General features: G+C 64.9%; 12 protein-coding genes. 1 reads left to right on the top strand and 11 read right to left on the bottom strand.

Annotated features, from left to right (window positions below; all coding sequences use genetic code 11):
* Positions 1–91 precede the first annotated feature (91 nt).
* Positions 92–805: a superoxide dismutase gene (locus AB4097_RS02645; RefSeq protein WP_442036983.1), complete on the top strand. Its 714-nt coding sequence runs from the start codon at positions 92–94 to the stop codon at positions 803–805.
* A gap of 134 nt (positions 806–939) precedes the next feature.
* Here the strand turns inward: AB4097_RS02645 and dxs are convergent, their stop codons facing one another.
* The 11 genes from dxs to AB4097_RS02700 all read right to left on the bottom strand — a co-directional run bounded on the left by dxs (position 940) and on the right by AB4097_RS02700 (position 12,913).
* Positions 940–2,847 (bottom strand): 1-deoxy-D-xylulose-5-phosphate synthase, encoded by a 1,908-nt coding sequence (gene dxs / locus AB4097_RS02650; protein ID WP_442036985.1) that lies wholly within the window; start codon positions 2,845–2,847, stop codon positions 940–942.
* An 18-nt stretch (positions 2,848–2,865) separates the two neighbouring features.
* Entirely contained in the window at positions 2,866–3,780 is a 915-nt protein-coding gene (locus tag AB4097_RS02655; protein WP_442036987.1) for a PrsW family glutamic-type intramembrane protease, read from the bottom strand.
* Between the two features lie 101 nt (positions 3,781–3,881).
* Positions 3,882–4,406 (bottom strand): DUF2628 domain-containing protein, encoded by a 525-nt coding sequence (locus AB4097_RS02660; protein WP_442036989.1) that lies wholly within the window; start codon positions 4,404–4,406, stop codon positions 3,882–3,884.
* A 129-nt stretch (positions 4,407–4,535) separates the two neighbouring features.
* Complete coding sequence (locus tag AB4097_RS02665) at positions 4,536–4,784, bottom strand: exodeoxyribonuclease VII small subunit (RefSeq protein WP_009764792.1); 249 nt, start codon at positions 4,782–4,784, stop codon at positions 4,536–4,538.
* 30 nt (positions 4,785–4,814) lie between these two features.
* Positions 4,815–7,502, bottom strand: a complete 2,688-nt coding sequence (locus AB4097_RS02670; protein ID WP_442037073.1) for a DUF2339 domain-containing protein — start codon at positions 7,500–7,502, stop codon at positions 4,815–4,817.
* Between the two features lie 57 nt (positions 7,503–7,559).
* The gene (locus AB4097_RS02675) at positions 7,560–8,078 is read right to left on the bottom strand and encodes a tyrosine phosphatase family protein (RefSeq protein WP_442036992.1); all 519 of its coding nucleotides are present in this window, start codon (positions 8,076–8,078) and stop codon (positions 7,560–7,562) included.
* Positions 8,079–8,283: 205 nt separating this feature from the next.
* Complete coding sequence (locus AB4097_RS02680) at positions 8,284–8,877, bottom strand: HD domain-containing protein (protein ID WP_442036994.1); 594 nt, start codon at positions 8,875–8,877, stop codon at positions 8,284–8,286.
* Positions 8,878–9,486: a DNA-3-methyladenine glycosylase I gene (locus AB4097_RS02685; protein ID WP_442036996.1), complete on the bottom strand. Its 609-nt coding sequence runs from the start codon at positions 9,484–9,486 to the stop codon at positions 8,878–8,880.
* 270 nt (positions 9,487–9,756) lie between these two features.
* On the bottom strand, positions 9,757–10,203 hold the full coding sequence (aac(6'), locus tag AB4097_RS02690) for an aminoglycoside 6'-N-acetyltransferase (RefSeq protein ID WP_442037075.1): 447 nt from the start codon (positions 10,201–10,203) through the stop codon (positions 9,757–9,759).
* Positions 10,204–10,219: 16 nt separating this feature from the next.
* Positions 10,220–10,867 carry an FMN-binding negative transcriptional regulator gene (locus tag AB4097_RS02695; protein WP_442036998.1) on the bottom strand — a complete coding sequence of 216 codons (648 nt, stop codon included), beginning with the start codon at positions 10,865–10,867 and terminating at the stop codon, positions 10,220–10,222.
* 96 nt (positions 10,868–10,963) lie between these two features.
* Entirely contained in the window at positions 10,964–12,913 is a 1,950-nt protein-coding gene (locus AB4097_RS02700) for a PAS domain S-box protein (RefSeq protein ID WP_442037000.1), read from the bottom strand.
* Between the last annotated feature and the right edge of the window lie 88 nt (positions 12,914–13,001).

Raw genomic sequence — 13,001 nt, forward strand, 5'->3', positions numbered from 1 at the left:
TCATCTGGATTACGATCCCTTCAGATGCCGGAACCAAGTTCCGCCCTACAACATCTCTCGTGCACAATCCCTACAGGCCAACGGAGGTCCCATGCTGAGCCGTCGACATCTCCTGACCGGTGCAACCCTGCTGGCCGCCAGCGCTGCCATTCCCCGCGCCTGGGCGCAAGCCCCGACGGGGCCGTTCAAGCTCGATCCGTTGCCCTATGCGCCCTCCAAGAACGAGCCGCATATCGATGCCCTGACCATGGAAATCCACCATGACAAGCACCATGCGGCCTATGTCAACAACCTCAACGCGGCGCTCGCCCAGAACGCCGAGGCGGCCAGGATGCCGCTCCAGGAGATGCTGGCGAACCTGAGCAAGGTCCCCGAGTCGATCCGCACGGCCGTGCGCAACAACGGCGGCGGGCACGCCAACCACACCATGTTCTGGCAGATCATGGGCGGCCCTGGCGGCGAGCCCACGGGCGAGCTGAAGGTCGCCGTCGACCGGGACCTCGGCGGATTTCAGAAGTTCCAGGAGGATTTCAATGCCGCCGGGACGCGGCAGTTCGGCTCCGGCTGGGTCTTCGTGACCGTATCCCGCGACGGCAAGCTCGCCCTGACGACACGGCCCAACCAGGACACGCCTCTGATGGACGGGCAGCGGGTCCTCATGGGCAACGACGTGTGGGAGCACGCCTATTACCTGAAATACCAGAACCGCCGGCCGGACTACCTCAAGGCATGGTGGAACGTGCTCGACTGGAACAAGATCGGCCAGCGTTACGCGGCCGCCAAGGCGGGGACGCTGACGGTTTAAGCATGTAAAGGGAGGTCGATTTCCGTCTTCTCGACGTCATCACCGGCCTCGTGCCGGTGATCTCGATCGGAAAGGCGCGGCGCTTCACAGCATCGGGATGGCCGGGACAAGCCCGGCCATGACGGCGTTGGAGCTTAAGCCCGAACCTTCCGCGCCTCTTCCTGCCCCAGGGCCTCGAACACCTTGGTGACGATCCCGGCCGCGTCGAGCCCGGCCTTGGCGTACATGCGCTCGGGCTTGTCCTGGTCCTGGTAGATGTCGGGCAGGACCATGGAGCGCACCTTCAGGCTGCCCCGGTCAAGGGCGCCCTTGTCGGCGAGAAGCTGCAGCACGTAGGAGCCGAAGCCGCCGATGGAGCCTTCCTCGACGGTCACGAGAACCTCGTGGTCGCGGGCGAGCGCTAGGATCAGCTCCTCGTCCAGGGGCTTGGCGAAACGGGCATCCGCCACCGTGGTGGACAGGCCGCGCGCCTCCAGCTCCTCAGCCGCCTTCAGGGCCTCGGCGAGGCGGGTGCCGAGCGACAGGATCGCGATGCGGCTGCCCTCCTTGACGATCCGGCCCTTGCCGATGGCGAGCGGAATGCCCTTCTCGGGCATGTCGACGCCCACGCCTTCGCCGCGCGGATAGCGGAACGCGATAGGGCCTGAATCATGGGCCGCAGCAGTCGCTACCATATGGACCAGCTCGGCCTCGTCGGCCGCCGCCATCACCACCATGTTGGGCAGGCAGCCGAGATAGGCGACATCGAAGGAACCGGCATGGGTCGCCCCGTCGGCGCCCACGAGGCCCGCCCGGTCGAGGGCAAAGCGCACGGGCAGGTTCTGGATCGCCACGTCGTGCACCACCTGGTCGTAGGCACGCTGCATGAAGGTAGAATAGATGGCGCAGAACGGCTTGTAGCCCTCCGTGGCCATGCCGGCCGCAAACGTCACCGCGTGCTGCTCGGCGATGCCGACATCGAAGGTCCGGGTGGGGAATTCCTTGCCGAAGAGGTCGATGCCGGTTCCCGACGGCATGGCGGCCGTGACGGCCACGATCTTGTCGTCGGCTTGCGCTTCCTTGATCAGGCTCTCGCCGAACACCTTGGTGTAGGAGGGCGCGTTGGCCTTGGCCTTGGTCTGCGCGCCGGTCACCACGTCGAAGGTGACGACCCCGTGATACTTGTCGGCCGCAGCCTCGGCGGGTGCGTAGCCCTTGCCCTTCTTGGTCACCACATGGACGAGGATCGGCCCGGTCTCGCTGTCGCGGACGTTCTTCAGGATCGGCAGCAGGTGATCGAGGTTGTGCCCGTCGATGGGGCCTACATAGTAGAAGCCGAGCTCCTCGAACATGGTGCCACCGGTCCAGAAGCCGCGGGCGAATTCCTCGGCCTTGGCGGCTTTGTCGTAGATGAATTTCGGCAGCTTCCTGGCCAGCTGCTTGGCTGTCTCGCGGATGCCGCGATAGGTCCCGCCGGACACGAGGCGCGCGAGATAGGACGACATGGCGCCGGTCGGCGGTGCGATGGACATGTCGTTGTCGTTGAGGATGACGATGAGGCGCGAATGCATGGCGCCCGCGTTGTTCATGGCCTCATAGGCCATGCCGGCCGACATGGCCCCGTCGCCGATTACGGCGATCACGTTGTTCTTCTTGCCCTCGAGGTCCCGCGCCACGGCCATGCCGAGGCCGGCCGAGATCGACGTGGAGGAATGGGCGGCCCCGAAGGGGTCGTATTCGCTCTCGGACCGCTTGGTGAAGCCCGACAGCCCATCGGCCTGACGCAGGGTCCGGATCCGGTCGCGGCGCCCCGTGAGGATCTTGTGCGGGTAGGCCTGATGGCCCACGTCCCAGATCAGCCGGTCGCGGGGCGTGTCGAACACGTAATGCAGCGCCACCGTCAGCTCGACGACCCCTAAGCCCGCGCCCAGGTGTCCGCCGGTGACGGACACGGCGCTGATCGTCTCCGTCCGCAGCTCGTCCGCCACCTGCCGGAGCTGGTTTTCGGACAGTTGCCGCAGATCGTCCGGGGTCCTGATGGAGTCGAAAAGGGGTGTGGACAACGTTTTACTCGCCAAGCTTCAGCCGGAGGCCAGATCTTTTGAAATAGGGACTTGGGACGAGGGGGTCAAATCGGAAAGATGAACTTTGACCGGCTGGCGAAGAAGGCGTGTTGCATAAACAATCGCCAGCCAAGCTATACCGGCACCTGCGAAGCTGGATGCGAAGTTCCTTTCCTGTACAGCGAAGATTCCGAATCCAATCAGACCGAGAGAGATAAGAACGGTTAGGATGATGAGTCCCGTGAAGGAATACTCGATCCAGCGGGATCGGTCGCCTAAAAGCGGAGCTGTCCTGCCCCACATAACCTGATCCCGGCGGAGCAGGAAGACCGTGAGCCAAGCCTCAATAGTCATGACGACACCAAGGCCGAAGGCAAAGTGCCACCGATCTACAGAGGTGAGGAACCCAGCGAACTCCTTTCGAAGGGGGAGAGCACAGATGTCATAAAGACCGTGAAGAAGGAATGGCACGACGAGTGCGGCAGCAACCCACCACGTCTTGCGGGCTCTCTCATCGACACTTCGCGCGAGCAGGCAACCCATCAACACACCTGAGATGGTGTGACTTGGGATGGCAGTAGCGGCCCGAGCGAAGGCAACGCTCAGCCATCGGCCATCCTTGTCTGTCAACTCATCGAAAACGTAGAAGATATTCTCAAGACCGGCAAAACCCAATCCGACCCAGCCAGCAGCCAGGATGTAGTCCAAAGGACTTCGGATGTCCTCATGCCGATAGACGATCGTGACGAGAACGGCGAGCTTCGCTGCCTCTTCGGGCAGAGCAGCAGCCAGAAAGCTGATTGCGACAACCCCTTTGAGGCCGATCGCATCGCCCTGTGCCGTTAGAGTCGAGATCGTGAGAATTGATACTGCTATCGTCAGAGCCGAGAGGATGCCAGCGGAAAAGGCTGTTCCAACGGCCTCGACCGTCATGCGACATCGGGCAGCATAGGTGAGCAACAGCCCCAGCCAGAGGATGGGAACGATAGCGCTAAGAAGGGCGCCCCCTCGCTGGAGAGAGTCCGGCACGATCGTTACCCGTGCTTGGCGAAGCTGTCTACAAAAGCCAGCACGTTGAAGCCGATGAACAGGATGGTGCCGATGACAGCGCCAGGGATCGAAACACCTCCAGCCTTCTTAACGAGCGCTTCAAGCTCTTCTTCGCTGGAGGCGCGGCTGCGCAGCTTTTCAATCCGCTGAAGAGCGCGCTGGACGTACAACCCTTTGCCTATCATGCCGAGCAGCGCATGAACGGCCAATGTGCCGCCGGTCGAGTTTGTCGGCAGAACAAGCGAAAAGATAGCGACAGCGCCGATCAGACCAGCGGCCCAGCCATAGAGTTTTCGGTAAAGAAGCCAGGGAACAGTGATGAGAAATGCGGGCCAGCACCATGTCAGAGGTACTTTGCGTAGGCTGGGGTCCTTCGCCCGCATTTTTGCTAGGACTCGGCTGTAAGTCTCGTGATTAGGACCAACGAAAGCTACGAAGAGGTCGTCATTTCTTGATTGCGCTGCGATCTCGAACGTTTTCACCGCACTTGTTGCATCTGTTGCTATCATTTAGCCCTCGCAATAACGTAATTACGTTCGCATAGGCCAAAGAAGGGTGCAAGGCAGTTGATGCTGGAACCCTCATGATCGGAACATCCAGGGCTACCTGCTGCTAAGTGCAGCCCTTGAATGCGGGGCCTATTCGGCCACGTCCAGAGGCGCCGTTCCGGAAGCGGCGCCGTCCGGCCCGATGGTGATCTTTTCGATGCGGGCCTCGGCCTTCTTGAGGAGCTGCTCGCAATGCTTCTTCAGGGCCTCGCCGCGCTCGTAGATCGCGATCGAATCCTCCAGGGGCACATCGCCGCGCTCGAGGCGGCGGACGATGTCCTCCAGCTCGGCCAGGGCCTTCTCGAAGGGGAGGGTCTTGATGGAAGCGGTGTCGGTCATGCGGGTATCCGTATTTTTCCTTGCGCCATCTCACGATGGAATTGCGGCATCGCTTGGTCGGCGCGCGAGGAGTCTCTGATAGACGAGACCGATGCCGATGAGAACAAGCCCGAGCCAGATAAATGACAGGGCACGCATCACGCCCTCCAGGTTGGCGAGGTCGACGATGAAGACTTTCAGCACCGCCAAGACCAGATAGATCGCCGAGACCAGGCGGGCGGGGCGGCTGTTGAAGGCGAATCCGAGGCCGAGCAGGAGGATGCCGACGAGGAGCAGCGCCAGCGAATAGCTCCACTGCTCGCCCTGGGAGAACCCCTTCCAGAGCGCAAGTTGGGGTCCCGCCGCGACCCGCCGGATTGCCAGGCCCATATAGGCCGAGAACAGGAGCAGACTCAAAGCCGCCGAGGACAGGCTGTAGGAGGGCGGCCGCGCGCGTCTCTCGATGAGGGCCAGCCCGGCGGCCAGCACGGCGGGCACGAGATAGGCGGGGATCAGGTCGTTGAAGAGCGTCCCGCCCCGGATCTCCTCCTCGGTCAGGACCGGATTGGCGACCAGAAGCAGCCCGCCCGCGCAGAGGGCGAGGGACAGGGTCCTGAAGATCAGCGAGCCCCAGCGATAGACCGGGTCGGACCGCCGGATGTCCAGACGGGTGAGGACGATGGCGAAGACGAGGCTTTCTGTCGCAACCAGCCCGATCTCCAGAAGATCGGTCGTCGCGGCCAGCGGATCCCCGGCGCGAAGCGCGTGGCGGATCTCGAAGAAGATTAGGAAGGCCGCGAAGGCGATGCCGAGGCTCTCCGCCAGCCGGACGGTCCAGTCGCGCCCCGCCCGCTCAAGCAGGCGGCTTGCGGCCAGGAAGGATAGGGCCGGAACGCCGTAGCCCCAGAGCAGCCAGTTGAAGAGGACCGGGCCTGGATTCCCGCCTACGATGGTCGGGTCCCAGATCAGTCTGCCTAAGATAATCACTCCGATGGCGCCCACCGCATAGCGCAGGGCCGGAATGGCGGTTCTTGCCGAAATCCAGGCGGTGCCGAGCGCGCCAAGGGCGAAGGCGACGGTGAGCATGCCCTTGTCCAGGGCGAAGGTGAGGCCGAGAGCGAGGGCGCCCAAGGCCGCCGACGCGGTCGCGCCGAGGCCGAGCCGTACCGCGCCGTTCCCGCTTCGGCGCATCAGCCATTGAGAGGCCAGCACGAAGGCGAGGCCGAGCACGCCGGCCACGAGAGCAAAAGACAGGCTGTGCTCGAAATTCGTCACCCGCCAATAGGCGGCGACAAGCGCGAGCAGCGGCCCGACGCTGGCAGCAGCCGCATACCAGGCGGCAACGGGCAGGCGCAGGCCACGCGACACCGCGAGCCGCAGCAGGGAGGCTCCGGCGATGACTGCCGGCAGGAGGGCGGCCAGGATCAGATAGGTGCTCAGGGCGTGGGGCCGGACGGCGAAGACGTCGCCGCTCTGGTAGAACAGGTTCTCCGGCGCATCCCCGATATCGCTGGCCAATGGCCAGACCAGCAGGGCGCCCGCCGCCAGCAGGGCCGCGCTGGCCGTGGCCGAGGCGACTGGAGCGGCGCGAAAGCCTGTCGCCAGCAGAACGAGAGCCAGGGCCGCGACGAAGACCGGGCGTCCATCCCCCGTGACGACGGAACTGGTCACGATGATCCCCGCCACCGCGAAGGCGGCAAGGACGGCGCTGGCGGCCCTGTCCGTCCGTGCCTCCTCGTCTGGCACATGGCGGTAGGGATCGACCCCAAGGAAGAAGGCGGCCAGCCCCGCCTGGAGCACAAGATGCACCATGGTGGGCAGCGTATAGGCCTTGTCGACGAAGAAGATCGGCAAGGTCCAGGCCAGGGCTCCCGAGGCGGCGGCGACCGCCAGCCAGCGCCAGAGGCGCAGGCGCGCCACGCCGTAGGCCGGCAGAACCACGAAGGCGAGATAGATCACGAGCGCCCAGGGCTGCGGATCGTTCGAGGAGACGAGAAGCGGGCTTCCCATCGCGCCGACGAGTCCGAGGGCCGCAAGGGTTGGTCCGTGGAGCGTCGAGGCGACCATGGTCAGCACGGCGATGGCGCCGAGCAGCACGAAGGTCGTGGCCGGGCCGGTGAGGTCGTAGAGAGCATAGGCCGCGTAGGCCGAGGCGAAGGCCGTGCAGGTTCCCGCTGCCGTGAGGATGCTCGGCACGTTGGCGCTGGGAATGCCAGGCAAGCCGAAGCTGCGCTGGCGGCGGCGCATCCATTCGCCCGCTCCGATGAGGACGAGGGCGAAGAGCCCTCCAAGGGCAACGCGGGTTCCCGGGCTGAGCAGGTTCTGCTCGATGGAGTAGCGTACGAGGAAGATGCCGCCCAGCGCCAGCGCCACGCCGCCGACCCACACGGCCCAGCGGGAGCCGAGCTTTTCCTCGAAGCCCGCGCGGGGCGGCGCAGGCTGGGGCGCAGATGCCGGAATGGGCGGGACGGAGGTCGGCTTCGGCGCTTCGGGTTCCGCCGGTGGGAGAGACGCTTCCGTGGGTTGCTCGGACGCTGGAGCACGCGCTGCGCCCGGCTCCGCGGCAAGGTCGCCCGGACGTCGGGCTGCGCGCAGCTCCGCCTCGAGATGGTCGAGACGGAGGTGGAGGTGTTGAAGGTTCCGCCGCGCTTTTACGGCAAGCACCAATCCGACGACCGCAATGATGGGAGCGCCGATTCCGATCAGCACGGCCAGAAGGATGGCAAGACCGAACACCATGTCGTCCACGAAGAAGCCCCTCTTACGGCACGGGGCCGCCTCGTGCACCGGAATCAGCTAACCCCTGTTAAGCTGTAACATGAAGGGGGTGCCCTCCATAGCCTCCGCGCCCCGGCCGATGGCGCGGATCGCGTCGACCATCCGGCCCCGGCGGCCCAGGAGGTCGTCCGCCAGGGCAACGAACCGGGCATTCGGCGTTGCGCTGGGCGAGGCCACCCGTAGAGCCAGCGCAATCTCATCCTCCCGCCGCTCAGGCGCGAGCGCGCAGGCGGCGATATAGGCGGCGGCGGTGGAGCGGCTGATCCCGGCCCAGCAATGGAACAGGAGCGGACTTTCCCGGCCCCAGGCCCGAACGAAGGCGAGAAGCTGCTCGATGTGCTCCGTCGCCGGCAGGACATAGCCCTCCAGAGGCTCGACGATATCGCTAACACCGATGAAGAGATGGCGCTCGGCTGCGATGCCGGCCGGACGCTCCACCTTGGCGCTGGCCCCCATGACGCTCACCACATGGCTGGCGCGTGTCGCCGACACGGTCTCGTGCAGGCGGGAGAGGGGGCAGACGTGCAGGGTGGGCATGGTTCGGCGGGCTTTCACGATTTGAAGAGAGGTCTTATACGATTCGGAGCGTCATTATCGGTGAAACAAACCCGCAGACCTCATCCTGAGGAGGTCGCTGAGCGACCATCTCGAAGGAGGATCCAGAGCGCACTGAAACCTCCTTCGAGACGCAGACTGCGTCTGCTCCTCAGGATGAGGACAGAGGTCGCTTGAGGGACGGGTATTAGCGCGCCAGCGCCGCCGTCACCTTCTCCCGGTAACGCTCCTCCGCCTCGGCCACGGGCCAGGGCTCCAGGAGCGCGAGGACGGTGCGGGGCAAGGGTTCGGGGCGTCCGAAGAACTTGATCCCTTCCTCGCGGCCGAAGCCGGCGAGATGGGTCGCCTCCAGGAAGGCGGCCTGCCGGTCGGCCTGCTTGATGAAGCGCTTGAGCGTCGCAGCCGGCTGGGCGGGCAGGCCGAAATGCAGATGGATGGCGCCGAGCAGGCCCGCCTCGATGGTCTTGTAGGCATCGCCGATCACCGCCTTGAAGGGCGAGATGATGTCGCCGATCACGTATTCCGGCGCATCGTGCAGCAGTACCGCGAGACGCCACTCCCGCGACATGTCCGGATCGATGTGGCCCGCGATGGCTTCCACCAGCAGGCTGTGCTGCGCGACGGAAAAGATGTGCGGGCCGATGGTCTGCCCGTTCCAACGGGCGACGCGGGCAAGGCCATGGGCGATGTCGTCGAGTTCCACGTCGAGCGGGGAAGGGTCGAGCAGGTTGAGGCGGCGGCCGGAGAGCATCCGCTGCCAGACGCGGGGTTCCTTCGCCATCTACAGCTTCCCGGCGAGTTCAGCGCATTCCGCATGTCGATAGCAGCCGGTGAGATGGTCGTTCACCATGCCGACCGCCTGCATGAACGCATAGACGATGGTGGGGCCGACGAAGTTGAAGCCTTCCTTTTTCAGCGCCTTCGAGATCCTGCGCGAGACCTCCGTTTCGGTCGGTATGTCCTTGCGCGTCTTCGCGTTCGTCTGCACCGGCCGTCCGTCGATGAAATCCCACAGGAAGCGCGAGAAGCCGCCGCGTTCCTGGATGACGAGCCAGGCGCGGGCGCCGGCGATCGTCGCCTCGATCTTGGCGCGGTTGCGCACGATGCCGGTGTCGAGCATCAGCGCCTCGACCTGCGCCTGATCGAAACGGGCGATCACCGCGGGCTCGAACCCGGCGAAGGCCCGGCGAAAGTTCTCGCGCTTGCGCAGGATCGTGATCCAGGACAGGCCGGCCTGGAAGCCGTCGAGAATGAGCTTCTCGAACAGGGCGCGGTCATCGAATTCCGGCACGCCCCATTCGGTGTCGTGATACGCGACATAGAAGGGGTCGGTGCCGGGCCACCAGCAGCGGGTCTTGTGGTCGGGATGCAGGATCAGTCCGTCGGTCATGGAACGTGTGTAGCGGGGCGGCGGGGAAACGGGAAGAGATGGCGATGCGGGGTGGACGGGGAATTCACTTCCTTCACGTCATCACGGGCCTTGCAACTTCGTGCTCACCCCCTCTGACCTCATCCTGAGGAGCAGCGCAGCTGCGTCTCGAAGGAGGGTCCAGTGCGCACGGGAGGCGCCCTCGTCCTTCGAGACGGTCACTGACGCGACCTCCTCAGGATGAGGGCTCAGGAACAGCCGGATGAAGGGCTAAGCCCTTCGGAAATCCAATCACCCGGACGGCAGCGCCTTGCGATAGTAAACGACCCGTTCCGTTTCCTCGAAGCCCAGCGCCCTGTGCATGTTCTGCGAGGCGGTGTTCTCGAGGAGGACGTCGGAGGCGAATTCGCGGCAGCCGAGGCGCCTCGCCCAATCCTCGACGGCGCGGCACAGCAGCCGGGCGAGGCCACGGTTGCGGTATTGCGGCTCGACGTAGATCCCTTCCAGGAACGCCACGGGCGACGTCGCGCAGCCGTTCACGTAGTCATGGCGCTGGGCGGCCTCGGCGAAGCCGGCGGCCGTTCCGTCGGGCAGGCGCACGAGAAAGGCCACGGCCTTCTTCTGCTCCCAGAGCATGGCCTGCGCTTCGGAGCGGTGCTCCTGCACCGGGCCGTCCGGCCAGAGCGCATGGCGCAGGCTCGCCCATTCCTCCAGCGACTGGAGGGTGCAGGGTTCGATCCTCGGGGTCCACCCATCATTCACGCGGCGGGGCTCCGCGTGCATCGACCAGATCGGCCATCCGGTGCGAGGCGTCGTCGTCGGAGAGGCGCAGGCCCGCCGACACGCCGAGCCTGTCAGCTTCGGGGCGGTTCTGGCTCACCTTCCACTTGCCCTCGATCCGGGTGATCTCGATCTCGATGCCGACGATCCCCTTGAGCTGCGCGGCCACGAAGGGCTCAGGCGCATCGCTCACGGCCCAGGGCTCCGGCCGCGGGGCCTCCTGCGCGTCCGTCATGGCGCCGATCTGCCGCAGCAGCCAGTCGGGATCGTCCCGGATCGTCAGGCGGCCGCGAGCCTGGACGATGGCGTAGTTCCAGGTCGGCACCACCTTGCCGTGCTCGCGCTTGGCCGCGTACCAGGACGGCGTGATGTAGGTCTCGGGGCCTTGGAAGACCACCAGAGCTTCCTGCTCGCGGTCGACATTCCGCCATTGCGGATTGGCGCGGGAGAGATGCGCCTTGAGGGTTCCGAGAGACGAGGCGGAAGCCTCCAGCACGAAGGGGATCGGGTTGGCTTCGAGGCCGGCGCTGCCGAAAGTCACTAGGAGCCCGAGCGGATGGGCCTTGATGAGAGCGTGCTGCACCGCGAGGTCGTCCTCGCGAAAATGGGGCGGCTGGTACATGGCATTCCCGAGCAATGGAGCAGGAATGCTAGCGATTCACGAAGGCCCGGACCAATCAAAAATCCCGATGTGCCGCATCACGTGAGGCAATGATCCTCACGCGCCGGTCCGCAGCACCCGCAGCATCTCGGCCAGCTCCGTCCAACGGTAGGGCTTGCTGATGAAGGAAACGCCCGTGCCCAGGCCGTCCGAGGGCAGCGCCGACATGGGATAGCCGGAGGCGAGCAGGATCTTGAGGTTCGGTCGCATCTCGCGGGCCTTGCGGGACAGCTCGACCCCGTTCATTCCGTTGGGCATGATCACGTCGCTGAACAGGATGTCGATGGCGGGGTTGCTCTCGAGGACCTCGATCGCTTCGTTGGCATCGTTCGCCGTCACCACGTCATAGCCGAGGCTGTCGAAGATGTCGCTCGCCACCTCCCGGACCGCCGGCTCGTCCTCGACGATCAGCACGGTTCCCGCGCTGTCCCGGACCGGACGCTCCGCGTCGTCTCCGCTCTCCTCGGATATGTCCTCTCCGCTTTCCTGAGCGGGCAGGAGCATGATCACTTTGGTTCCCTGGCCGGGCGTGCTGTCGACCTTGATGTGGCCCCCCGACTGGGTCACGAAACCATAGACCTGGGACAGACCCAGGCCCGTTCCCTTGCCGATCTCCTTGGTGGTGAAGAACGGCTCGAAGACACGGGACACGACATCCGGCGACATGCCCGTGCCCGTGTCCTGCACGGCGATCGAGACATATTGGCCGGGCGGCAGGGCTGTCGAAGCGGCGTCCTTCTCACTGAGCGCGACATTGCCCGTCATGATCTTGAGGGAGCCGCCGTCCGGCATGGCATCGCGGGCATTGACGACGAGGTTGAGCAGGGCCGATTCGAATTGCGGCGCGTCGACGGAAATCCACCGCACCCGCGGAGCGAGCGACAGCTGCAGCCGGATCAGTTCGCCGCAGGCCCGGCGGAGAACGGCCTCGAAGCCTTCGATGAGCGTGTTCGGATTGTGTGCGTTGGGTTGCAGGGGCTGGCGGCGCGAGAAGGCGAGGAGCTGCTGCGTCAGCTTCGCGCCGCGCTCGGCGGCGCGCTGCGCGCTTTCGATCAGCTTGATGTCGCGGGCATTGTGCGCGTTGCGGGTCAGGAGATCCAGGTTGTTGACGATGATCGTCAGCAGATTGTTGAAGTCGTGCGCCACTCCGCCCGTGAGCTGCCCGACGGCCTCCATCTTCTGAGCCTGGAAAAGCGCGGCCTGCGCCTCTTCGAGCGCTTCCTGCGCCTTCCGGCGCTCGGTGATGTCGCGCGTGATCTTGGCGAAGCCGATCAGTTCGCCCCGATCGTTGCGGATCGGATCGATGATGACGTTGGCCCAGAAGCGCGTGCCGTCCTTGCGGACGCGCCAGCCCTCCGCTTCGAATTTCCCTTCGCGCGCAGCCGTTTCCAGCGCCCGCTTCGGCAGGCCGTTGGCGCGATCATGCTCGGTATAGAACTGCGAGAAATGGCGTCCGACGATCTCGCTCTCCGTATAACCCTTGATGCGCTGTGCCCCGGCATTCCAGTTCGTCACGAGGCCCTGCGGGTCGAGCATGAAGATGGAATAGTCCGTCACGCCCTGGACCAGCAGGCGAAAGCGCTCCTCGCTTTCCTTGAGGGCTTCCTCGGTCTTCTTTCTCTCGGTGAGGTCGCGGGTGATCTTGGCGAAGCCGAGCAGGTTGCCCTGGGAATCGCGGATCGGATCGATGACCACGTGGGCCCAGAAGCGCGTGCCGCCCTTGCGGACGCGCCAGCCCTCCGCCTCGAACTTGCCTTCGCGCGCAGCCGTCTCCAGCGCCCGCTTCGGCAGGTTCGTCGCAAGATCCTCTTCGGTGTAGAAGCGCGAGAAGTGCTCGCCGATGATTTCGCTTTCCACATAGCCCTTGAAGCGCTGGGCTCCGGGATTCCAGCTCACGATGGTGCCGGTCGGATCGAGCATGTAGATGGCATAATCCGTGACCGCGTCGACGAGGAGTTGAAAGCGCCTCTCCTGCGACGTTGTCGTTTCACCTGACACTGCATTCATCCAGACATTCCCCAGCGGGGCCGTTCGTGCGCTTCTTCGGCGCGTGGCCTGGCCCAGTTGCGTATAACGCAGATGTGATCCTGCTTGT

The sequence above is a fragment of the Microvirga sp. 2MCAF35 genome (assembly GCF_052115545.1).
Taxonomy (GTDB): domain Bacteria; phylum Pseudomonadota; class Alphaproteobacteria; order Rhizobiales; family Beijerinckiaceae; genus Microvirga.